We start from the raw sequence: 22884 nt of genomic DNA, 5'->3' as shown, positions 1-22884 counted from the left end.
ATATTTGGATCACATTTAAAAATTTCATTACCAATATAAAAACGGCAGCTCAATAGCTACCGTTTTTACATTTTCCAGTTACTTTGCGTTTTTAAGCAACCCAGCCCAGCTCATGGGCTTTTGCGGCGGCCATTTTAGGCACGTCATTTTCGATGAAGTGGTGATGCAGTAACTGTACACCTAGAACGTGGTTGAGGATGGCGTCCATTTGTACTTTATCTTCGCGCGGTACAGTTGGGTCATCATTTTTCTTAATCATATCCTGCAATGCACCATAATCAATCAGGCCAGCTTGAGCCACTTTTTCTTCGCTGGCAAACTCTTCCATTAGCTCCATCAGTGCATTCCATTTCTTTTTATCGGTATGCGCTGGTGGTGCCATGAAGGCGAACTTCTGACGTTTGTATAGCGTTTCAGGCAACAAGCCTTTCATCGCTTCTTTTAGCACATATTTCTCAACTGGGCCTTTAATACGCATCTGTGGCGGAATATTCACCGCGTATGCCGCAAGGTGATGATCAAGGAATGGTGGACGAGCTTCCATTGAGTTAGCCATATCCACGCGGTCACCGCCCCAGGTTAGAATCTGACCCTCGAGCATGGTTTTAATCCAGACATACTGTGCCTTGTCCAGAGGGTGACGCCCTTCCAGTTGAGTTTCATCAAATTGCTCGGCCATTGCTGTCCCCGGATCATAATCACTGATATTAGCTTGATGGTCTTTACTCATTAACTGACGCGCGAAACCATCACAGCCCATCCAGTTTTGGATACAGGTTGGTGTGAAACCTACTTTGGCATCAATTGCATCGGAGCGGAATGCTTCACGCGGCAGCATGGCGCCCTTAAACAGTTTGTTTGATTCGGCCAGGGTTGATTGCATCTCTTTGCGCAGGTTTTCTGGCAAGTCATCTAATCCATACAGGAACATGTCGTTACGGAATGCAGGATAGCCAGCAAATAGCTCATCACTACCCTCGCCGGTTAAAACCACTTTATAGCCCTGCTCACGAACTTTCTGACTCATTAATAATTTAGCAACTCCCAGCGTGTTGTAGATGGTTCTTTCTGTGTGCCAGATGGTGCGTTCGAAATGGTCATAAAGATGTTCAGCCGATAACGGCAGAATGATTTGTTCTGCACCTGTCATCTCCGCCATTTCGCGGGCAATCGGTGTTTCATCATAATCGGCATCATCAAAGCCAATAGTGAAAGCTTTAACCGGATCCTGACGCACTGATGCAGACAAGCCAAGAATCGAACAGGAGTCGATACCACCTGAAAGATAGGCGCCAACGGGAACGTCGGCATTGAGACGATGTTGAACTGCCTCAAGAAGATTTTCGCGAACACCATCGATGTATTCCTGCTCATCTTTCACATTCAGATGCGCTTCAGCCTGTGGGAAGTCGATGTCCCAGTATTTGTGCTCAGAAATTTCCAACTTTCCATTTCGGCGTTGGATTTTAATCCAGTGTCCCGGCGGAACCTGATTAACGCCCTTAAATGCTGTTGAACCAGGAATCATCACCTGAATCAGCTGATGATATAAACCTTCTGAATCAATTTCGCGTTTGACTTCAGGATGCGCGAACAACACTTTGAGTTCCGAACCGAAGACAACGCCATGCTCAGTTTCAGTCCAGTACAAGGGTTTGATGCCAAAACGATCGCGTACCAGATACATGGTTTCTTCTTCACGATCATAGATAGAAAAGGCGAACTCACCGCGCAGGTTTTCAACGGTTTTTTCAATGCCATAGTGCGGGTACATTTGCAGCACAATTTCGGAGTCACTTTTGGTCTGATACCGAGCGCCTTGCGCCGTCATATCAGCACGAATGCGCTGGAAGTCATAAAACTCGCCGTTATGTACCATCATGTAACGCTGGTCATCACTGACAAGTGGCTGTCGCCCGCGTTCTTCATCCAGATCGATAATGGTCAGCCGCGCATGGCTCATGCCAACGCCAACACCTTCGGGGTTGTAATAACCGAAGTTATCAGGCCCTCGGTGATATTGAATGGCCGCCATGTTGACGAGCGTTTGTGCATCAATGGTTCGATCTTTGTCACGATGAATTACACCGGCAATACCGCACATATAAAAATTCTCCTTGGAATCTTATCTATAAAATTTTGAAATCAGGTTTAAACGCTTCCTCTGGTGGGACAACCTTAATTTACTCAACATTGAAGTTGTGGCCAGAGACTATTTATTACCTATTTGTAAACTATATAACATCCATCACCATTTCGGTTCTTTCCACCATGCAGGTTAGCAGGGCCATGCGTAAAAATACCGCACCACGCGCCTGTGAAAAGTACCAGTTGTGAGGAGTTTCATCTAAATCAGTGGATAGCTCATCACCTCGCGCCAGCGGATGCAAAATAATGGCGTCCTCTTTTAAAGGTGAATTAGCATTCAGGACAAACTTATCACCATGCGATTCAAAGTCATCGCCGACCCAGGCAATCGCGTTAATATAAACTACATCCAACTCAGGAAGCTCTTTATTGAGTCGATTGGTCAGGCGAAGTTTTAACCCTGCTTTTTCCAGTTGTTCTCTTTGCCCTTCGGTGAAAATATCATCGTCAGTCTTATCATGAACAATGACAACTTCCTCAAAGATCTCAGGGAAGTGTGCAAAGATTTTTAGCAAGCTGCGAACGGTACGCATATAGCTGGGCAAACCAACCACGCCTACACGAATTTTTTTAGGGTTGTCCTTTAATAACTCGGGACGCCATTTAAAAATAGTATACAGATCCGCCATTGCCTGAGTCGGATGTTCATCAGTTCCATTACCGGCATTGATGATTGGAATCCGTAGCGTCGATGTCATTTCCTTAACCGAGTCTTCGTTCGACTCACGCAAGACCACACAGTCGCCATAGTTGTTAAACATTTCACCAATGTCTGCCAACGATTCGCCTTTGGCGATTCCTGTCGTTGAACGATCAGTAATCGACATGATGTCGCCACCGAGGCGATGCCATGCGCTTTCAAAAGACAAACGCGTGCGCGTGCTCGGCTCATAAAAGGCACTGATCAAAATCTTTCCCTGCAAAGGCGTATTGTAACGCTTGGGGTTACTTTCATACTTACTGGCCAGACGGAATAACTGCAATATCGTCTGACGGTCAAATTGATCGCAACTAATGATGTGCTGATTCGCTAACTTTACCAGCGCATCGCCATCTTCTTGGATCGTTTTCAATAATGCTTTGGGATGAGCATCACCGAATACATCAGGTTTTACTCTGGAAAATACCAGATCTTCATCTTTCAATTGGTCTACCATAATTGGTCCTTTAACCAGTCTCTTACGAGCAACACTATGAGGATGATTGGCGACAGGCAGGTCACTGCCATCGCCGCGAGAATTAAAAATTGGAGCGCATCAAAAGACATTAGCATATTACTTCTCCATATTCGCTAATCGGTTCCAGTCAAACTGATCGTCTTTGAGCATCAGTCCTAGCATACAAACAATAAATGACACACAGCAACTGATTAATGCACCAACATAGAAACCGATTTCGAAATACCCAATCAGTCCACAAATTGTGCCTAACGCCATCGCTGCGCCAGCATAAATTCCTGACAACCTTTGCTGATAAAGTCCTAATACAATAGGCCATATTGCACTGGCAACAAATGCACCGGCCAGGTTCAACACTTCGCCTAAAGTACCGACTCTTGGCAAGCAGATGAGCCATGTTGCAAAACCAAGCATCAAAATAACGTGACGGCTGATTTTTTCGAGCTTTTTATTATCCGCTTCTTTGTCGATAAAACCTTTGTAGATATCTTTAGTGATCAAGTCACTGGTCGCTGCCAATAGCGAGTCCAGACTCGATGCCAATGCTGAAAAGACCACCACGAAAACAAAAATGGCACCGACTGAGCCGAGCAATTTCGCGGCAACCATTGGCCCAACCATATCCGCTTCCGCTGGATAAATACCTAGAGCCGGAGCCGCCAGCGCGATAAAACCGGTTACGATAGGGATCGGTAACCATAACAGACCAGCTAAAAGATAAGCCCTCTTACCGATCCCTTGGCGAAAGGCCAGAGCGCGCGACCACCAGACGTTGGAATGGAAAATTTCTCCAATACCAAAAAAGATATTGTTAAACAGAAACATAATCGCCGCTGGGAATAATAAATTAAGAAGTTGTGGATGTTCTGCTTTCGCCGACTCGTAAACCGTATCAAGTCCTACCGTTTGGTAGCAGACAAAACCAATGATTAAAACACCAACAATGATGATTAGGGTCTGCACATAGTCGGTGGCAATCACCGCTCTGAGTCCACCGAGCAAGGTATAGCCCACACAGATAATTAATATCGCCGTCATGCCCAGGTGATAACTGAGTCCGCTTAAAGTAGATAGTAGAACACCACCGGCCATGCCAAGACTCACCAGCCAGCCAAGTGCGTAGCAAAAAGATACGATGAGGAAAATGATCCAGGCAGCCTTACCATAACGCACACGAATAAAGTCACCGCAGGTATAGCCTTGCGGCATTAGCTCTTTAATGCGCTTAGCCATTGGCGCAAACAGTACAAGTCCCAGCGCGGCCATTGAGTAACCGACCATACCCCAGATGCCAAACTGATAAGTTAACTGAGGAGCAACCAAAGTCGTGTTACTGGTGATCCAGGTAGCCATTGCCGTTGCTGAAGCAAAGGCAAAGCCCACTTTACGTCCGGCCAGCATGAAGTCATCCAGATCCTTGTTTTTACGGCCTAACCACCAGCCGAAGAAGATCCAGATCACGCCAAAAGCCACCAACAGGCTTGCCGCCATCGTTAAAGAAATAGGATTAAAGTCCATGATTTAGTCTTCTGTTGAGGTTTCTTTCGATCGAAAAGCTCTAGAAATCATGTAACCAATGAGAATGACAAACATAACAGCGCCAATTCCAAACACTAACCACACGCGTTTATAGGAATGGTGGGCGACGGTTACACTGGCTACATTACTTAAGACGTTCTGCTGTTCATCCAGCAGACGGAGGAAATAGGTCCCATCATCGTAACCGGTCAGGTGAATCTTGTCCTGATAGCCGATATCCAATAGCTGCAACTCAGGCGAGAAGCCTTCATTGGTAGCCAATTGAAGATATTTGGGAGCTTCATAAGCAGAGTCGAGTAAGACCTGCTCGTCTTCACTTTGATTTGTAGTCAAACTATTCCATTCGACACTAAAGTAACCAGCGTTCGAACTTTGCTCATGTGGCGTTAGTTCAAACTCGCAGTCCCCCCCTTCGCAATCTGAAGATTTTGCTGCGCTACTGAATGTTGCAATGGAAAAAATGACCGCAATCACGTGTAAGGTCATAAAATTTATGCTGTCTTTGCAAAGACAAGCCACTTTAGCAAAGCTTTGTATTCAAATCAAATTAGCTGACTAAAGATTAATCACTTAGAATAACCTATAGTAATTTGCTAGGGTATAAGCAATAACTCAAAAGGAGGATGGCTTATTTATTCCGTAAATATTGAACGAATCGAAAAAGATTTATACGAACTGGCCAACTTTGGCTTTAATCCAAAAGACAAAGGGATTTACCGCCAAGGCCTGACCGATATCGATATGCAGGCTCGCAGATGGGTCATGCAACAGTTTGAGGCCAATGGTCTGAAAACCCATATGGATGGTGTCGGCAATGTCTGTGGTCGACTCGGTAATCCCGATAAACCGGCTATCATTATCGCTTCACACTTAGACTCGGTTCCAGCTGGTGGTATGTTCGATGGCACACTCGGTGTTATGGCTGGGCTAGAGTGTATTCGTGTACTTCGTGAGAATAACATCGAACCCAAGCATCCGATTGAAATCATTGGCACCAGTGAAGAAGAAGGTCGTTTTGGCGGTATGCTTGGTGCTCAGGCCCTAAGTGGTAATCTAAATTTTCAATGGCTGGAAAGCGCTCGCGACCCGAAAGGTGAGTATCTCAAGGATGCCATGCAAAAATGTGGCCTGGATATTCATGATGCGCTGCATTGTCGCCGCGATCCTGCCAGCCTGAAAGCTGTCCTGGAACTGCATATTGAGCAGGGTCCGGTGCTGGAGAAGCAACAGAAAACTATTGGTGTCGTTGATGGAATCTCCGGTGTTTTCAAATGGCTGGTCAAACTCAAAGGTAAAGCGGATCATGCTGGTACTGCACCGATGGATATGCGAAGTGATGCTTTCATGGGCGTTGCGGATTTTGCTCATGAAATCAGCCGTATCATTGATGAAGAAGGCACCGACAAAAGCCGACTGACCATTGGGCGAGTTGACTTAAAACCCGGTTATGCTCACACCATTCCAGGCGAAGCACACTTCACCCTGGTTGGGCGTGACATGAATGAAGAAGTTATGCAGCAAATTGCCAACAGCTGCGGCAAGGTTCTTTCCTCCATTGCACGCAAGCATAAATTGCGCTTTGAATATGAGCAGATGAGCTGGCTGGAACCTAAATTTTTTAGTCCTAAGTTAGTCGATCTGATCGAGCAGCAAGCAAAAGAGTTGGGCTACAGCTATATGCGAATGCCCAGTGGCGCTGGCCATGATATTCAATTCTTTACTGACATTACTCCAACCGGGCTGATTTTTATCCCCAGCGTTGGCGGCGTCAGTCACGCACCTGATGAGTGGTCGCATTGGCAGGATGTGGAGCAAGGTTCTAATTTGTTGCTCGCCACTCTGTTGGAAATTGCTCAGGACAAGGTTTCTATTGATCAATAAACTTCTTGCATGATTCTCAGGTAGCCGACTGGCGCTATACCCGTTCGTTGCCTGAGACACTCCCCTTCATTTTTATGACCTTAACTGTGACGTCTGTAACTGGTCAGTCCAAAATTTGCACAAAAAATTCACGCAACTGAGAGTAGGTTCAGTTTAATAAAAGTAGAACTGCATCCAAAAAACTGACATAGACGTAACAGTAATGTTACTCAAACAAGTGGGGTAGACATGTCTGAGCAACACTCCGATGACCAGCAACAACTTGCCTGGTTGAATGATATATCGATGGGTAGTCGGCAAGCTTTCCAAAGTTTGTACGAGCACTCCTCGGGAAAGTTACTGGCCATAGCAACCAAGTTGCTCGGGCGTAAAGATTTGGCGGAAGAAGTTTTGCAAGAAGTTTATATCAAAGTTTGGCACAACCCAGAAGTGTACCACTCGGAGCGCGGTAGTGTGATGACCTGGTTGATCAGCATTCTACGCAATCAATGCATTGATCAACTGCGCCATTCTCAGGTTAAGCGCAAGCATCAGCACAAGCTGCCTGAACCGGCCGATATCAATCCCCAGCTTGATCTGGACATGAGTGCTTCAAATCAAAAGCTTGATGAGTGCATGCGACTTTTACAGGGTGAGCAAAGACACACCATTCAGCTAGCTTTTCTGTATGGTTACACTCATCAGGAAATCACTCGTCATTTAAGCGCACCTCTCGGCTCAATCAAGAGCTGGATCAGACGCGGTCTTGAGGCTCTGAAAAGGTGTCTTAAGTCATGAGATATCACAACGAAGACCTCTCAAACGAATTAGCCAAACACTATGTGATAGGGACTATGAGCCCACTCGCACGTCGACGCTTTAAAAAACTGATGGTCAGGCATAGCCACCTTCAGCAGGCCGTATGGCACTGGGAACAGATTCTGAACCCAATGGCTGAGGAGCTTGCGCCCATAGATCCTGATCAGCATGTATGGCAAAACATCACTGCAAGACTTGGTTGGAACAGCAAATCCAAATCATCCCCATGGTGGGCAGTCTCGTGGTGGACAATATCAGGCTGGTTAGCCACCGCTGCAAGCTTACTGCTTGTTGCCTACTTGTGGACGGTACAACCCATTACCACTACACAAACTCCCGAAGCTTTGGCAATTCTTCAAGTTGAACCTAACCAGCCAGCCTGGGTCGTCCAAAAAATTGATAATAGATTATCAGTTACGGTTAAAGGGCTTCCAAACATTCAGGCTGATCAGGACTTTGAATTGTGGATGCTACCAGCCAATGGCCAGGCTCCTACTTCTCTGGGACTATTACCAGAATCAGGCAGTAAGGTCTTATCCATTCCTGCGCAGCTCAAGGGCTTAGTCCAGTCAGGACTGGCGGTCAGTATTGAGCCTGAGAATGGTTCAACGACCGGAGCCCCCACTGGCCCGGTTATTCTGACTGCACAGTGGATTGAGATTAGTGGATAGAACTAAAAAGTTAATTTAATCAATTGGATGTAAATTTTTATATTTTTTTTGCATCCAATTAAATCTTTCACCCGTATACGAGTTACATACACAAAAAGGTAGGTAACTCGTTATGAAAAGACAATTAATAACCAGTGCTGTTTGCTTCACGCTAGCCAGCACACTCATGTACCAAGCTGCGGAGGCATCCAGCCACCGTGAAGCTCCAAATATCACACGTTATCCAACGGTTGACTCCACGGACTTTTATCTGTTCAACAGCTATGAAACCGATCGAACTGGATACGTAACCATCCTTGCCAACTATATTCCTTTGCAGGATGCTTACGGCGGCCCAAACTACTTTGCGATGGACCCGGCTGCTGCTTACAACATTCATATCGACAGCGATGGCGATGCGATAGAAGACCTCACCTATCAATTCAAATTTAGCAATACGTTGGCAGCTAATGGTGAAGGCATCAAACTGACCATCGGGCCTGACGGTAACCAGAGACAAGTTGCCATTCCCCTAAAGAATGCTGGAGGAATTGTTGCTGGTGATAACTCGGCTTTAAATTTTATCGAAAGCTATAGCCTGACTCAGATTGAAGGTCCCGTTCGCTCTGGGAGTCGTACTGCACTAAGCAATGATATGGGCAGCTCAACCTTCACTAAACCCTGGGACTACATTGGCGATAAAACCTTCTCTTCTGCTGCCGATTATCAAACTTATGCGGATCAGTATGTTTACAACGTTGCTTTGCCAAACTGCGCCCAGCCCGGCCGAGTGTTTGTTGGACAGCGCAAAGATCCCTTCGCAGTGAACCTTGGCGAAAGTTTTGACCTGGTGAACTATGTTCCTGTCGAGGGAGATAGTGAACCTGGTGCTGGTGATGGTGGTGGTTTCCCCGGTGGTATTACTCAGGATGTCGCTAACGATGATTTAAGAGATAAGAATGTCACAACTCTGGCATTAGAATTACCAGCCAGCTGCCTCGTAGGCGACGGTAATGGCGTGATTGGAGCATGGACTACAGCAAGTTTACCGCAAGCTCGCATCCAAAACCCAAATGCTACATTCGATAAGCCAGAAGTTAATGGCGGTGCAATGGTGCAAGTTTCACGCTTAAGTGCTCCACTGGTCAACGAAGTTGTGATTGGTCTGCCTGATAAAGACACCTTCTCTACAGCAGCGCCAACAACGGATATTCAGTTTGCTGATTATGTAACTCATCCAAGCTTCCCGGCACTACTGGATCTATTATTCCGTGATGCAGTTAATGCGACGTTAGGGACTAACTTTGAAACGATTGCTCCAACTAACTTTCCGCGTAATGATCTGGTCGCTGCCTTCTTAACTGGCTTTGCAGGTGTCAATCAACAGGCAACTGTGACTCCTTCAGAAATGCTTCGTTTGAATACAGCTATTCCAGCAACACCAGCTGCCAATCAATCTCCTCTAGGTGTTATTGGTGATGACCTGGCGGGATTCCCTAATGGACGACGCCCTGGTGATGACGTAGTCGATATTGCACTGCGAGTAGTCATGGGCCGTTTATGTCACGATATTCCGGTAGGCGGCACACCAACAAACCTGGGACTATGCCAACCAGAAGATGCTAATGTCGGTACCGCACCATTTACTGATGGCGCACCTTTATCAGCGGCAGATATTGATGAGCAGTTTCCTTACTTGCGTACGCCATTAGCTGGCTCACCAAACTAAGGAGGAACTCATGAATACTGCAAAATATATGTCGCCCATGCCGTTAATAGGTTTTTTAATCCTGAGTGTTCTTTTATTGAGCGCCTGTGGTGATGACGGGCCATCTTCAATCTTTGAGCCACCAGTTAATACAAAACCGGAAGCCGTTAGTCAAAGTGTAATCACCGAGACTGATACTACAGTAACCGGTCAACTGGAAGGCACTGATGCCGATGGTGATGCTTTGACATTCAGTGTTTCAGAGGATGTCACATACGGTGTCTTGACTGTCAATACTGATGGTAGTTTTAGCTACACTCCTGATAACGGTTACACCGGAACCGATCAGTTCAGCTTTGTTGTCAGCGATGGCAGTGCCACATCGGACCCAGCTGTGGTTGATATTACTATTAATGTCAAACAGGAGATGTTCGGCTCCTATAGCCGAGCTTCATATTCCAAGTCTGAAACGGATGAGCCAACTGGTGTTAATGGTCGAGAGTTCATTTTTGATGTTAACAGTACTGACTACTATCAAGACTTAATCATTGAAGGAGAACAGTGATCAATGAAGGTCTTAGTTCATAAAACCTCGCTAAGCGCAGTACTGACAGGGCTTTTTGCCCTGCCAGTACTTTTAACCTCAAACTCAGTTTATGGACAGAACAAGACTTGGGTTCCCACTAAAAAAGAAGAGGTGGTTTTAGAATATGAATCTACTTCACCTGTTGTTTCAGAAAGCGCACAGAATCCAAATAATCAAGTTAATACAACCTGGAAAGACGCATATGCTCAGCTACAAAGCCTACTGTCACAGTCAAGCCGTCCTGGCCAGAGTTATCTCGAACAACAAGCTCAATTACTTGCACATCACTGGACTCGGCAATTTAAAATCAAAGCTCAAAAATTTACTGAAAATGATCAAATAAAGCTGAAGCTGATAAATGCTCAGCTGCTACAAAAAAAGCATCGCTTCAAAGAGGCTCTGGAGGAATTACAAAAAATACCGAAAAGCAATAAGCTCTATGCACAAGCAGTATTAATTAAATCACGCATTCATCATATAGAAGGACATTATGATGCTGCCCGGCAATCTTGTAGTGAGTTATTGTCACATGGTTTACCACTCTTTGCCCAACTGTGCCTTATTGAAACTGAGGCCTTATCCGGTCAGCCAGAAAAATCCTATCAGCTATTAATTAACTTTAGAAAGCAGTATGAACGAAGTTCTGATGACGTTCTTATTTGGTATCACCAGGTCGCAGGAAGCATTGCCAGAATTTTAAAAGAAACAAGCAGTGCCGAGCAGCATTTTGCATTTAAATTAGATATCGCACCGGTCAGCCAGTGGTATCAATGGGCTGACATGGCCATGAAAAATGGCAACTTTCAACAATCCTATAAGCTCCTGAAGCAATTTGATGATGGTAATAACAAACTGGAGGATGGTCTGATTGTTCGTCTCGCCAGAGCTGAGAAATGGCTTGAACTTGATAGTCATTATCAGGAATTAGCGAAAGAAAAGATCGAATTAAGAATGAAACGAAATGATCAACTTCATGCTGCAGACATAGCTTATTATTTTATATATGTTTCGCCTGATGCCGAGCAAGCACTTTACTGGGCAGAGCAGAACTGGGAAAAAGTAAAGGAACCATCGGACAAAGAGTTATTGATTAGGGCTCAATCTATGGACAGCTCAGGGGGCGTAAATGAATAAAATTAACCCTCCCAGCGAGCGACTGTTTTTCGAGCAGCTGTTTTTTAAGCCATTGTCTTTGATACTCATATTAGTATTGACATGTTCGGCGCTTTTTTATTCATCAATCAGCCACGCCCATCAGTTTAGTACCGCTCACGCAAAACTCGAACCCAATGGTGATAATCAATATCTTGGCTACATTGCAGTCTCCTTACAAGATCTTCAACAGGCACTGTCCATTGATCCTGATAATGACGGAAGACTTAAATGGCAAGAAGTTATAGATAGCATGCCAATTATTCAGGCCTATCTAACAAACCATATTACCTTCTGGCAACGCTCTGGCAATACAGTTAGTGAAGGAAATTTTTCAACAATTGAAAGCTACCCTATCATAGCCTGCCTCCTTGACTGGTCAGACTCTCCTGAACTATCTGAGTTATATGGTGAACGCCTACTACACATTTCTGTAGCCATAAGCTGTCCTACAACTAACGAAACCATATCTGGGCTATCTTTACAGTATGGCGCATTTTTTGACGCTCTTAACGACCATAAATTACTGCTGACCTGGCGCTACAATGATAATGAAAGTTACTTCATTATTGACAGCAGCCAGAATAAAATTGTTCTGGAATTTGTCAGTACGGGCGTGCTGGATACCATTTCATTCTATCTTTATCAGGGTGTTATCCATATCTGGTTAGGCCTGGATCACGTACTCTTTGTGCTGGCCCTGATACTCCCCTTTGCCTGGTTGAGATTCAGACGTGGTCGTTTCTCATCCACACAGAGTTTAGTTCTCAAAGACCTGATTGTTCTAATCACCAGCTTCACGCTCGCGCACTCGATAACACTAACGCTTACCGCACTGAATCTACTCTCTATACCTTCTCAGTGGGCCGAGATTGGAATTGCCATCTCGGTGGCTTTTACCGCGATTAATATCATTACTCAATGGGTTAACAAGCTTGGCATTATTACTTTCTTGTTCGGGCTACTTCACGGAATGGGCTTTGCAGGTGCACTGTCTGAGTTAGGGCTAAGTCAGACCTATAAAATTTCAAGCATAGTAGCTTTTAATCTTGGTGTGGAAATTGGGCAGGTTGCCATCATCTTTCTACTTTATCCGCTATTGACCCGGTTGCGTAAAACCCAAACGTTGCAATACAGGTTAGTGCCGACACTTGCAGTTCTCATTACGTTAATGGGTGGATACTGGATTATTGAACGCATCTAAACTCAATAAAAAAAAGCAGTAGCTAATGGCTACTGCTTTTTCATGACTAACGGTTTTGTCTTGAGAGCAAGTCTTTAGCACCGCTTACCAATACAGTGCCCAAGATTTGTAATAAGAGTTAAGCAGCTTCTTCTGCTTTATTCTTGTGCTCTAAGACTTTTTCAGCGGGTTTCTCTGAAGTGTCAATCTCGATAGTACGAGGCTTCATGGCTTCAGGTATTTCCTGCTTCAGGTTAATGGTCAATAAACCGTTATTCAAATTAGCTGATACAACTTCAACATGATCAGCTAAATTAAATTTACGCTCAAAGGCACGATAAGCAATGCCCTGATGCAAGTACTTACGGTCTTCATCGGTTTTCTCTTTACGGCCACGAACCGTTAGCACACCCTTTTCAACCTGGATATCCAACTCATGGCGACCAAAACCGGCAACCGCGATGGTTACGGCATATTTATTTTCATCAAGAACTTCGATGTCATAAGGCGGGTAACCGTTAGAAGATTGTTCGCCGCGTAATGAGCTATCCAGCAGGGATGCCAAACGGTCGAAACCAACACTACTACGGTATAGTGGACTTAAGTCAATTCTATTCATAATCATATCCTCCAATAGAAGCAATATATTGTTAATGTTATGAGCTCTAATCTCTCAGAGACTTAGTGCTCACGATCCTATTTGGGGATAGCTTCTAATTAATTCAAGATTCCAAACGAAAATATTTAGACAAAAAAATAGCCACCCGAAGGTGGCTATCAATTAACTCACTGTTTGAACTACTCGCCAATATGCTCTTCCAGAAAATCTAGAATTTTCTCAAAAGATTCAATACGGTATTCAACTTTCTGGAAACCATGACCGTCTTCGCGATAGAAAGTATCATACTCTTTACCAGCTTCCTTCAGTTTTTCTTCAAGCAGGTAGGCGTTGTCAATTGGCACACGAACATCTTTCTCACCATGCACAATCAATAAAGCCGCTTTCAACTTGTCAACATGATACACAGGGGAGCGCTCTTTGATGACGCCCTCTTCAGAACCAAAGGAGTATTTCTTATAATTCTCTCCTAGTTTGTAATTGTTTCTAAAACTATCGGCTTTTTTCCATTGTAAATCAATCTCATAAGGACCAGCTTCTGGAATCGAGCACTTGTACAAATCTGGCTCTTTAACGACGGCCTGCATAGAAGCGTAGCCACCATAGCTGATGCCATGAATACAGACACGATCTTTATCGGCCAGGCCTTTTTCAATGGCCCACAAAGTAGCATCGGTAAGATCATCCTGCATCTTTGCGCCCCACTCACCAGATCCTGCGTCTTCAAAGTCCTTACCATAACCACCAGAACCGCGGTAGTTCAGCTGTAATACCAAATAGCCGCGGTTAGCTAATAACTGTGCTCTCCAATCAAAGCCCCAATCATCTTTCGCACCATAAGGGCCCCCATGCGGGAACACTACCATGGGCAAATTCTTGGGTTTAACACCATTCGGAATCGTTAACTGACCATACATTTTCAGTCCATCGCGAGCGGTCATGATAAATGGCTCAACCGAAGCCATTAACTCTGGTTTGATGTGCGGCAATGAGCTGGCGATATATTTTGCTTTATTGTTTTCTCGATTAAACAGGAAGAAATCACCAGGGCTTTTGTCACTGTATGTTCTCACCATGGCTAACTTATTATCATCGCTGTAGGCAGTCATAATAATATCCTGCCCTTGGAAGCTCGCTCTAAGCGACTTATGAAAAGCTACTTCCTTGGCAACAGAATCATCGCTTAAGTAAAAATACTCGGGATAGCCTGGCTCATAAGTGACACCGATAACTTCACCTTGTGCACCATATAACCCACCGTTGATATCCACATCAGGATGACGATGTAGAAACTTAATCTTGCGTGATTTTAAATCAAGTTCAAACAAGCCTGTGACGCCTTCATGGTCAAGATCATGGTTGGAAACAAAGTAAAATTTATCGTTTGTCAGGTTAAAACCAATACCACCTACAACAGGAATACCCTCATGCTTTACTGGTAGCTTCAAGGTTGTCCAGTTACCCTGTAAATCCTTAATATGGAGTCTTGATACGTCATCGGTAATATCATCTTTGTTTACAGGATCATACTCAACAGCAACTCTTGGCACTTCATTTAGATCCACATCAATAGAGCGGATAACTGCATCGGAGCCACCTACTGGCTTAGGCGAGTCACTGTTATAAAGTAATTGGCCAGTATAAACATCCATTCTATGCAGTTTCATGCCACCTTTTTCAGTCCAATGAGACTTACCAACCAAGATTTTGTCATCATCATCTTTTAAACGGCTAATATATCTAATGCCAGAACGTTGGAAATCCCATAGTTGAATACGTTTGGTTCCGTCTATGTTACCAGCAACTAAACGGTAGTCTTTATCTGCACCATCTAACCAACCGGTGATATTTCCCGCCAACATGAGCACTCGCTCATTATTAACCCAATGGAAATAAACAACCTCACGCTCATCTCCTACTTCAAATGATGTGAGGATTTTATTGTCGGCAATATTCATTACCGCCAATTTAACTTCTGAGCCATCTTCATAGGTGAATGCAATATGTTCACCATCAGGTGACACTTTTGCGCTTTTGAATTGAGACTTTTTTGCAAAGTCTTCGATGGGAATAACTTTTGATTGAGCAGCGCCAGATATTAAGAGCGCAATTGCCAAAGTAAATAGTAGCTTAAAAATCTGTTTCATGACGTTCCTCTGGTCATTGTTCGAATTATAAAAACCTGCCTACAATAAAGTGAATCAATGTATTTGTATAGCTTGGTTTTGTATCAAATCAAGCAGGTTTATATCGATTATTGTTGTAACGCACCGGTAAATTTATCCAAACTGGAAATCTGAGATATTTCTTTGCCAGTGTGATTTTTACTTTTTCTTTTCTGCAAGTTTTTGCAACACTAAACCTACCGCAAAGTTGCCGAAGGTGGCTGTGATGTGAGTAGCAGATCCCATCCCTACATCACAGGCCATTCTCAGGGCCCTTTCTGAATCAGGCTTAGCCTGAGTGATGCCGCCATCCGGTAATGGATAGGATAGCTGTTCTGTAGAGTAAACACAGGGAACCTGATATTTGCGCTTAGGGTTACTGGAAAATCCATAGTCATAACGCAGAATTGAGCGAGTTTTGGCAAGTAAGGGATCGTTATGGGTTCGCGTCAGATCGGCGATAGTAATTTGGGTTGGATCGATTTGTCCCCCAGCACCGCCGACGCAGACAATACGGATCTTGTTGCGTTTACAGAATCGGATCAGCGCTGCTTTACTACGCGCGCTATCGATGGCGTCGATAACATAGTCAAAATCGGTAGAAATGTAGTCTCGAACATTCTCCGGCTTAAGCAAATCTTCAATGATGGTGACCTGACAACCCGGGTTAATTTGAACAATACGCTCTTTGAGGACTTCCGCTTTACCCTGCCCGATGGTGTTTTCCAGCGCCACCAGCTGACGATTGATATTCGACTCGCTGACTTCATCTGGATCGATCATGGTGATTTTTCCGATACCCGAACGCGCTAACGACTCAACCACCCAGGAGCCAACGCCTCCAACGCCAATGACACAAACGTGTGACTGTTGAAAGTTTTCCAATGCTTTTTGCCCGTAAAGTCGGGCTATTCCACCAAATCGATTATTCACAAGAAGGTTTGCTTTAAGAAAGATGTCACGATTATAGCAACTGATGAGTCGATTAGTTAACACACTGATAGCCTTATCTATGGGCTTTCAGTAATAAAATGCTTAGAATAGCGCGGACTAATAAAGATCCAGGTTTAGAGGGCAAACTATGAAATTAAATAAATTATTCGTGGCAACCACCATTTTAACTGCTTCAAGCATGGCTTCTGCCGATGTCATTGGCGTCTATGCTGGTGCCCAGAAATGGAACTATGATATTGACGGCTATGTCAGCACAGGCTCTGAAAATATCGATTTCAACGACGACTTAGGCTATGACGATAGTGACGACAACAGCTATTTTGTCGCGTTGGAGCATCCAATTCCGGTTTTGCCAAACATTAAAATTCAGCAAAATAATTTAGAAGCAAATGGCCTCGGCGAAGCAAGCCAAACATATACCTTTGGCTCAACCACCTTTCCTGAAGGTACACCAACGGCATCGTCCTTCGACTTTAGCCACATTGATTACACGCTTTATTATGAAATTCTCGATAACTGGGTCAACCTTGATTTAGGTTTAACCGGAAAACAATTTGACGGTTATGTTGACGTTGCTGTGCAGGCTACCATTGGTGATTTGCTGTATGAAAGAGTCGATTTCAAAGGCACGGTACCAATGCTTTATGGTAAAGCCCAGTTTGACCTTCCATTAACCGGTTTTAATGTAGGCAGTACCATGAATATAGGTCAAACTACCGATGATAAAATCAATGACTACACTTTGTATTTCGGCTATGAAGGCGAAACAGGCTTTGGTTTTGAAGTAGGTTACCGCAACTTCACAGTGGAATTTGATAGCTTTGATGATTTATCAACAGACTTTACTTTCGACGGCTACTACGCCAGCTTGAATTTCCATTTTTAACTGTTATTGTTTGCCGAATAACAAAACTGTAATAAGGCTTTCTCTTAACAAATAGAGAAAGCCAGCCATCTAGTTCATTCCCGCGAAAGCGGGAATCCAACTTTAGCTAAAAAAGCATTCCTGCTGTAACTCGTTTCGCCACTCAGCGAGTTACTTTTCTTGAGTGGTCAAGAAAAGTAACCAAAAGAAGACCACCCCGTGATTGAGGTTTCGCTTCGCTCTACTTCCTTCGTATCCGCCAAGCCACTTAACGCAGGGTCTGCCCCCTTGGGTACCGTAAAATACGTTCCTTCTCCCTAAAGGGATTTCCTTCGGTCACCTGCCCGAATTTTACTATTCAAAACGTCCTGTTTTGAATTGCTATGTCTTGCCTACTACTCAGCTCAATCAAAGGGGATAATGGACACAATCTAAGTAGCAAGTATAAACCCTTACTCTTTTCCCGTTAACTTCAACTGCTTATCCCGATACATCAACGCCATTACCAGAATTACTGCTGGAATTCCTAGAAAAGCAGTATAGATAAAGAAGAATTCGTAACCCCAGCGATCAATATCAGCGCCACTAAATCCACCGAGGAATTTACCCGGCAAAGTCATCAACGACGTATAAAGCGCGTATTGGGTAGCAGTAAACTCTTTATTGACCAGAGTGGCGAAATAAGCCATCAGGACCCCTTGAGCAAAGCCGCCTGCAAGGTTGTCTATGCTGATCACTCCAATTAAAAGCTCATTACTTTTTGGTTGACTGGCCATATAGGCAAACAATAAATTAGTCAACATGACCAGCAAGGAACCGGTGAAAAGACACTTAAGAATATTAACCCGGTTGACTGCTATACCGCCAAGAAAAGCCCCTACAATGGTCATAATCAGTCCATAGATTTTGGAGATTTTGGCTACTTCGTCCTTGCTGAAACCCATGTCGTCATAAAAAACATTGGTCATGACGCCCAGCACCAGATCACTGACCCGAAAGGCCATGATGAAGGCAATAACCACAAGCCCCCACCAACGGTAGCGGATGATGAAATCCACGAAAGGCGAAATGATGGCACGAACAATATGTTGTGAAATTGAGCTGGTCTGAATAAAACTACGCAATTTTTCCTGAGTGTTTGGCACTGCTTTGAGCAGACGATTGGTAACCCTGTGATCCAGCTCTGAAGTGCCGATTTCCTTCTCCACATGAGGCGGTTCAGGCGACAACAACCAGCCAATCAGACCGACACTCATCAAGAGCGCCATCACCATATAGCTGAATTCCCAGCTACCGCCAGTTTCTTCGTTGGCCAGCATCAAGGCTCCGGCACCGGCGGCGATCATGGCTAATCGATAACCCATGATATACATGGCAGAAGCTGCACCCTGCTTCTTCTCATCGACACTTTCTACCCGAAAGGCATCGACCACAATATCCTGAGTTGCTGCCAAAAAAGCGGTCGCCAATGCAAAACCGATGATTCTTGCGGTGTGAGTTCCTGCATCGGTGGTGGCAATGGCCAGCAGACACAATGTAATGCCAACCTGCGCCACAAATAGCCAGCTTCGGCGCTTACCAAACCATTTATGAAGCAGTGGGATTTTTAAGTTATCGACCAGCGGTGACCACAACACCTTGATTGAATAAGCCAGGCCAATCCAGGATGCAAAGCCAATATCAGTTCTAGAAATTCCCGCGTCTTTTAACAACCAGGAAAATGTTCCCATCACCAACAAGTAAGGCAAGCCAGCTGAAAAGCCGAGCAACAACATGCGGATCACTTCAGGATGGAAGTAAACAAAGCCTTTTGCATAAGATTGAAGTTTAATTGCGCTATTTTTCACTATAAGATGGTTTTTATTTGGTTAACGAATTTTCAGCATGATTTCTATACTCGGCGCTGGCGCAATCGGCCAGCTGCTAGCCCATAAACTAACTGATGCCTCGGTTGAATGCCAGCTTATTGTCAGCGATTCTGATAAATACGCCTCACCGGACTGGCAGTTTCGCGACCTCGACCAAAAAGTCAGCTCGAAGCATTTGCAAACCACCTGCCTGCAAGACTCATCACCGCTGGAGCTGGTGTTGGTCTGCGTTAAGGCATCGCAGCTGAGCGACGCCCTCGAATCAATTAAGCACCGTTTGCATGACCAAAGCCAATTAGTGCTGTTTCAAAATGGCATGGGTCATGAAAAAGAAGCCAGTCAGTATGTGGCGGAACACAATATCTTCTTTGCCAGCAATACTCATGGCGCTTATCGGGAGTCACCTCAAAAGCTGGTCTACGCTGGCGCGGGCAAGATCGTGGTAGGTGCGCTGGAGCATCAATCAGCTCCAGAATGGTTCAGTCAGCTTCAGTCCACCCCTGCTCTAGCTTTTGAGTGGATTGACAATATCCAGCCCATTCTGTGGCGAAAACTGCTGATCAATGCGGTCGTTAATCCATTAACCGCCATTCATCGCTGTAAAAATGGTGCACTTCTCAAAGAAGAACACAGGCCTCAACTTTTGGCTTTAATCAATGAAAGCCGCCAATTTGCGCAAAGCATGGGCTTTCAGTTTGCAGAAGATCTTAAAGCGATCATCTTCGATGTCATTGAACAGACTGCCGATAACTACTCATCCATGTATCAAGATGTAATGGCAGAACACGTTACCGAAATTGATGCCATCAATGGTTATCTGCTGGATCAGATGCAAGCAAGTAGCTTCCATGCACCCCATCACTGGGCTTTATGGAACCAGTTCCATATTCTCTATCCACCGTTGAAAGAGCAGGCCGAAGCCAAGGCAAGGAACTTTGATGAATTGACTTATCATGTCACACAACAGCATGGTACCGAGCGGCCATTTACCGGCCAGTACAATATGCATCAGGAAAAAGGGGTTTATCGATGTATCTGTTGCAACTCGGTTTTGTTTGATGACAGCGGAAAGTTTGACTCCGGCTGCGGCTGGCCAAGTTTCGATCGAGCCCAGAATAATAAAGCCATCGCCTACCGAGTAGATAACAGCCATAATATGCATCGAATTGAAATTCTCTGTGCGCAGTGCGGCTCACACCTCGGGCATGTTTTTGAGGATGGACCGACCGAGACTGGCCAACGGTTTTGCGTTAATTCGGTCAGCCTTAATTTTGAGCCTACCAATAAATAATTAAACTTCATTTAAGAGAACACTATGAAACGTATCATTCTAATATCAGTTTTTTGTTTCTTACCATTACTGGTACTCAGCGGTTGTCAAACTCATTTCACTGATTCCCATCAGAAGCCGACTATTCTTGTTGGTGATATCAGTTATCAGGAAGTTCAGAAGACCTATCCTTACTTCCAGAGTCCCGGCAAAACTGTCGCCCAACCCGCTGATGCTATCAAGCAGCTGAAAGCAGTTTCCGAGGCAACTCATTTAACTGTTTACTTTGGCGTCTGGTGCCATGATAGCGTGCGCGAAGTACCGGAGTTGATCGCTTTGTTGGATACAGTCAACAACCCCAACATCAGTTATCAATTAATTTCTTTGGACATGAAAAAGCAGGAGCCTCAGGGTAGAGCAAAAGCCAATGGCATTCTCTATACACCAACCATTGTGGTTAATCAGGCGGGTAAGGAGCTGGGACGAATTATTGAAAAGCCCGAGCAGGATCTGGCTACTGACCTAGCCAAAATTTTAACTACTGTAAAAGATTAATCAACACGCAATGCTTCAAAGCCGGAGCGGCTTCTTAACCAGGGGGAGATGGCAGGAAAGGATTGCTCAACTTGCTGCATCAACTGTTCTGCTTCTGCTTGCGATGCTAACCGATCATAAACCACAACGTAATAAAGCTGCCCTTTAACTCTGGTCTGAATAACGCTTGGTTTTTCGGACAGAGTCTGCTCAACAGATTCAGCAAAGGATTGTGCCTGCTCCTGCGAATTATAGGCTGCCAACTGAAGTACTTTTGAATGAAGGGCATCAGACTCTACTGCCTCCTCAACTGTTTCTATTGCTGATTCATCTTCAACAACCACTGCCCCTTCAAGCTCTTTCAGACTCGCTCCTTTTACCAGCACTGTATCTTCGGAAGCTGGCTCTTCTGAGGCAGGCTCACTCTCTTCCTGTACGGTCATATCCTCTTCAATGAACTCTTCTTCTAAACCTTCCGCCACAGGATCCAGCGTCGTTTTCCAGAAGCGATAGTAACTTAACCCCAATGCCTGTTTATCTTCCGCGCAACGCCAGCTTCTATTATCACCTGGCGCACAATACCAGTAATCAGCAGCATCCTCAGAGGAACTATTCGTTATATTTGGAGAAGTTGCACAGGAAAGGAGCAGCAGTGCCAAACTGGTAACTACAACTGCCCTCGTTTGAAATGCTTTAAAAGTCATAATGGTATCGCCAGAATCCTTGCTGTACTCATTAAATTGATAATAACTTTAGACTACCCCAGACCACACAAACTTCAAAGCAGTATATTTCGGGAAATCTAAAATCACTGACCCAATTTAGTTTTCGAGAGTTTTGACTACTGGCTTTTTATTGAGATACAGCTGTAAACGACCCTGATAATAATCAACCAGCTTGTCACACTTCTCACAGTCATCATGGGACGCAAGCTCTATGACTTTTAATTGGGTGGCGACAGCCTGTTCGAATTGCTGGTTAGCTGCATAAGCTGCTGCCAAGGTATCCAGGTAACCATGGTTTTCGGGATATTTTTTTATGACCCTTAAAGAAAGTTCAAGCCCCTGTTCCGGATCAAATAATTCAGAGCCCTGGCTCACGACCTTAAGCCAGGCCAGATTATTCATCGCCTGATAGCTACCCTGCTCAGCAGCCTGCTGATACCAGTAAACAGCTTCATTATAGCTTTTACGACCATCAATATAGCCAAAATAAAAAGTATTACCCATCCAATACTGAGCAACTTTGTCACCCTGCTCAGCGAAGCCCTGCATGGTTTGTAGCGCCGTTTCTTTCTGCTCCATGCTGACATCTTTGTCTTTGGTAGTCAGGTAGTAAATTGCTTTATGGAATACCGCTTTCTGATAGCCCTGTTCCGCCGAGCGCTTCATCCACTTAGAAGCTTCGTCAGTATCTACTTCAACACCCAGCCCACGATAAAGCATCATGGCATACAAGTATTGCGCAGTTTCATCGCCCGACTTAGCACCTTTTTTGCAATACTGCTCGGCAACCTTGTAACTTTTCGCCTGATAATGCTGCTCACATCGCTTAAGATCTTCAGGCGATGCACCGCATGCCGTCAGCAATAAAGCCATCAGCCCGAACAGGATGAAATGATAAGAGTTTGACAGTTTTTTCATTAAGGTCATTTACAATGCACAGCAGTTGCTCAAAGCAGCAGTATTAACAAAACACATAACGTTAATTAGCGCCAAAACAGCTCCGAAAAGCCGATAGGGACTGTATTATGGTTAAACTATGCGTAAAATGCACCCTAAACACA

At 44.6% G+C, this 22884-nt stretch carries 20 protein-coding genes; 10 read left to right on the top strand and 10 right to left on the bottom strand.

What is annotated here, in order from left to right:
- Positions 1-91: 91 nt before the first annotated feature.
- From asnB to HUJ19_RS03735, 4 genes are all read right to left on the bottom strand, one after another.
- Entirely contained in the window at positions 92-2104 is a 2013-nt protein-coding gene (gene asnB, locus HUJ19_RS03750) for an asparagine synthase (glutamine-hydrolyzing) (RefSeq protein WP_290622333.1), read from the bottom strand.
- A 130-nt stretch (positions 2105-2234) separates the two neighbouring features.
- Positions 2235-3305, bottom strand: coding sequence for an aspartate carbamoyltransferase (locus HUJ19_RS03745; protein ID WP_290622332.1), 1071 nt, complete (start codon positions 3303-3305; stop codon positions 2235-2237).
- A 117-nt stretch (positions 3306-3422) separates the two neighbouring features.
- Complete coding sequence (locus HUJ19_RS03740) at positions 3423-4844, bottom strand: sodium:solute symporter family protein (RefSeq protein ID WP_290622331.1); 1422 nt, start codon at positions 4842-4844, stop codon at positions 3423-3425.
- Between the two features lie 3 nt (positions 4845-4847).
- Positions 4848-5351 (bottom strand): hypothetical protein, encoded by a 504-nt coding sequence (locus HUJ19_RS03735; protein WP_290622330.1) that lies wholly within the window; start codon positions 5349-5351, stop codon positions 4848-4850.
- Positions 5352-5495: 144 nt separating this feature from the next.
- Here HUJ19_RS03735 and HUJ19_RS03730 point away from each other — a divergent pair, with 144 nt between their 5' ends.
- The 7 genes from HUJ19_RS03730 to HUJ19_RS03700 all read left to right on the top strand — a co-directional run bounded on the left by HUJ19_RS03730 (position 5496) and on the right by HUJ19_RS03700 (position 12844).
- Entirely contained in the window at positions 5496-6746 is a 1251-nt protein-coding gene (locus tag HUJ19_RS03730) for a Zn-dependent hydrolase (protein ID WP_367273964.1), read from the top strand.
- A 228-nt stretch (positions 6747-6974) separates the two neighbouring features.
- Positions 6975-7523, top strand: coding sequence for a sigma-70 family RNA polymerase sigma factor (locus HUJ19_RS03725; RefSeq protein ID WP_290622329.1), 549 nt, complete (start codon positions 6975-6977; stop codon positions 7521-7523).
- Positions 7520-8215 (top strand): anti-sigma factor, encoded by a 696-nt coding sequence (locus HUJ19_RS03720; RefSeq protein WP_290622328.1) that lies wholly within the window; start codon positions 7520-7522, stop codon positions 8213-8215. The genes HUJ19_RS03725 and HUJ19_RS03720 overlap by 4 nt, the downstream gene beginning before the upstream one ends.
- Before the next feature lie 166 nt (positions 8216-8381).
- Positions 8382-9923 carry a DUF4331 domain-containing protein gene (locus HUJ19_RS03715; RefSeq protein WP_367273963.1) on the top strand — a complete coding sequence of 514 codons (1542 nt, stop codon included), beginning with the start codon at positions 8382-8384 and terminating at the stop codon, positions 9921-9923.
- Between the two features lie 10 nt (positions 9924-9933).
- Entirely contained in the window at positions 9934-10467 is a 534-nt protein-coding gene (locus HUJ19_RS03710) for an Ig-like domain-containing protein (RefSeq protein WP_290622326.1), read from the top strand.
- Positions 10468-10470: 3 nt separating this feature from the next.
- Positions 10471-11622 carry a hypothetical protein gene (locus HUJ19_RS03705; RefSeq protein WP_290622325.1) on the top strand — a complete coding sequence of 384 codons (1152 nt, stop codon included), beginning with the start codon at positions 10471-10473 and terminating at the stop codon, positions 11620-11622.
- Positions 11615-12844 (top strand): HupE/UreJ family protein, encoded by a 1230-nt coding sequence (locus tag HUJ19_RS03700; protein WP_290622324.1) that lies wholly within the window; start codon positions 11615-11617, stop codon positions 12842-12844. The genes HUJ19_RS03705 and HUJ19_RS03700 overlap by 8 nt, the downstream gene beginning before the upstream one ends.
- Positions 12845-12962: 118 nt before the next feature.
- Here the strand turns inward: HUJ19_RS03700 and HUJ19_RS03695 are convergent, their stop codons facing one another.
- The 3 genes from HUJ19_RS03695 to tcdA form a co-directional block, all read right to left on the bottom strand.
- The gene (locus tag HUJ19_RS03695) at positions 12963-13442 is read right to left on the bottom strand and encodes an Hsp20 family protein (protein ID WP_290622323.1); all 480 of its coding nucleotides are present in this window, start codon (positions 13440-13442) and stop codon (positions 12963-12965) included.
- Between the two features lie 179 nt (positions 13443-13621).
- Positions 13622-15589, bottom strand: a complete 1968-nt coding sequence (locus HUJ19_RS03690) for a prolyl oligopeptidase family serine peptidase (protein ID WP_290622322.1) — start codon at positions 15587-15589, stop codon at positions 13622-13624.
- A gap of 177 nt (positions 15590-15766) precedes the next feature.
- Complete coding sequence (gene tcdA, locus HUJ19_RS03685) at positions 15767-16603, bottom strand: tRNA cyclic N6-threonylcarbamoyladenosine(37) synthase TcdA (RefSeq protein ID WP_367273960.1); 837 nt, start codon at positions 16601-16603, stop codon at positions 15767-15769.
- 85 nt (positions 16604-16688) lie between these two features.
- Here tcdA and HUJ19_RS03680 point away from each other — a divergent pair, with 85 nt between their 5' ends.
- Positions 16689-17447 carry a TIGR04219 family outer membrane beta-barrel protein gene (locus tag HUJ19_RS03680; RefSeq protein WP_290622320.1) on the top strand — a complete coding sequence of 253 codons (759 nt, stop codon included), beginning with the start codon at positions 16689-16691 and terminating at the stop codon, positions 17445-17447.
- Between the two features lie 431 nt (positions 17448-17878).
- On the opposite strand, the gene HUJ19_RS03675 is transcribed toward HUJ19_RS03680, so the two are convergent.
- Positions 17879-19273 carry an MFS transporter gene (locus tag HUJ19_RS03675; RefSeq protein ID WP_290622319.1) on the bottom strand — a complete coding sequence of 465 codons (1395 nt, stop codon included), beginning with the start codon at positions 19271-19273 and terminating at the stop codon, positions 17879-17881.
- A 37-nt stretch (positions 19274-19310) separates the two neighbouring features.
- Here HUJ19_RS03675 and msrB point away from each other — a divergent pair, with 37 nt between their 5' ends.
- Positions 19311-20585 carry a peptide-methionine (R)-S-oxide reductase MsrB gene (msrB, locus tag HUJ19_RS03670; RefSeq protein WP_290622318.1) on the top strand — a complete coding sequence of 425 codons (1275 nt, stop codon included), beginning with the start codon at positions 19311-19313 and terminating at the stop codon, positions 20583-20585.
- A gap of 24 nt (positions 20586-20609) precedes the next feature.
- A complete protein-coding gene (locus HUJ19_RS03665) occupies positions 20610-21119 on the top strand; it encodes a thioredoxin family protein (RefSeq protein ID WP_290622317.1) in 510 nt (169 codons plus the stop codon).
- On the opposite strand, the gene HUJ19_RS03660 is transcribed toward HUJ19_RS03665, so the two are convergent.
- Both HUJ19_RS03660 and HUJ19_RS03655 read right to left on the bottom strand, forming a co-directional pair.
- Complete coding sequence (locus HUJ19_RS03660; RefSeq protein WP_290622316.1) at positions 21116-21802, bottom strand: SPOR domain-containing protein; 687 nt, start codon at positions 21800-21802, stop codon at positions 21116-21118. The genes HUJ19_RS03665 and HUJ19_RS03660 overlap by 4 nt on opposite strands.
- A 117-nt stretch (positions 21803-21919) precedes the next feature.
- Positions 21920-22741: a tetratricopeptide repeat protein gene (locus tag HUJ19_RS03655; RefSeq protein WP_290622315.1), complete on the bottom strand. Its 822-nt coding sequence runs from the start codon at positions 22739-22741 to the stop codon at positions 21920-21922.
- Positions 22742-22884: the final 143 nt, after the last annotated feature.

It is taken from the genome of Kangiella sp., assembly GCF_014762745.1.
Taxonomy (GTDB): Bacteria; Pseudomonadota; Gammaproteobacteria; order Enterobacterales; family Kangiellaceae; genus Kangiella.
The sequence above is the reverse complement of the archived record's forward strand: the minus strand, read 5'-3'. Positions and strand labels throughout refer to the sequence as shown.

Bases quoted from the DNA above. Each gene is read 5' to 3' on its own strand.
- HUJ19_RS03665 (WP_290622317.1), top strand. From the start codon at position 20,610: ATGAAACGTATCATTCTAATATCAGTTTTTTGTTTCTTACCATTACTG.
- HUJ19_RS03690 (WP_290622322.1), bottom strand. From the start codon at position 15,589: ATGAAACAGATTTTTAAGCTACTATTTACTTTGGCAATTGCGCTCTTA.
- HUJ19_RS03655 (WP_290622315.1), bottom strand. From the start codon at position 22,741: ATGAAAAAACTGTCAAACTCTTATCATTTCATCCTGTTCGGGCTGATG.
- HUJ19_RS03725 (WP_290622329.1), top strand. From the start codon at position 6,975: ATGTCTGAGCAACACTCCGATGACCAGCAACAACTTGCCTGGTTGAAT.
- HUJ19_RS03705 (WP_290622325.1), top strand. From the start codon at position 10,471: ATGAAGGTCTTAGTTCATAAAACCTCGCTAAGCGCAGTACTGACAGGG.
- HUJ19_RS03660 (WP_290622316.1), bottom strand. From the start codon at position 21,802: ATGACTTTTAAAGCATTTCAAACGAGGGCAGTTGTAGTTACCAGTTTG.
- HUJ19_RS03735 (WP_290622330.1), bottom strand. From the start codon at position 5,351: ATGACCTTACACGTGATTGCGGTCATTTTTTCCATTGCAACATTCAGT.
- msrB (WP_290622318.1), top strand. From the start codon at position 19,311: ATGATTTCTATACTCGGCGCTGGCGCAATCGGCCAGCTGCTAGCCCAT.
- asnB (WP_290622333.1), bottom strand. From the start codon at position 2,104: ATGTGCGGTATTGCCGGTGTAATTCATCGTGACAAAGATCGAACCATT.
- HUJ19_RS03695 (WP_290622323.1), bottom strand. From the start codon at position 13,442: ATGAATAGAATTGACTTAAGTCCACTATACCGTAGTAGTGTTGGTTTC.
- HUJ19_RS03700 (WP_290622324.1), top strand. From the start codon at position 11,615: ATGAATAAAATTAACCCTCCCAGCGAGCGACTGTTTTTCGAGCAGCTG.
- HUJ19_RS03680 (WP_290622320.1), top strand. From the start codon at position 16,689: ATGAAATTAAATAAATTATTCGTGGCAACCACCATTTTAACTGCTTCA.
- HUJ19_RS03740 (WP_290622331.1), bottom strand. From the start codon at position 4,844: ATGGACTTTAATCCTATTTCTTTAACGATGGCGGCAAGCCTGTTGGTG.
- HUJ19_RS03720 (WP_290622328.1), top strand. From the start codon at position 7,520: ATGAGATATCACAACGAAGACCTCTCAAACGAATTAGCCAAACACTAT.
- HUJ19_RS03745 (WP_290622332.1), bottom strand. From the start codon at position 3,305: ATGGTAGACCAATTGAAAGATGAAGATCTGGTATTTTCCAGAGTAAAA.
- HUJ19_RS03715 (WP_367273963.1), top strand. From the start codon at position 8,382: ATGTACCAAGCTGCGGAGGCATCCAGCCACCGTGAAGCTCCAAATATC.
- HUJ19_RS03710 (WP_290622326.1), top strand. From the start codon at position 9,934: ATGAATACTGCAAAATATATGTCGCCCATGCCGTTAATAGGTTTTTTA.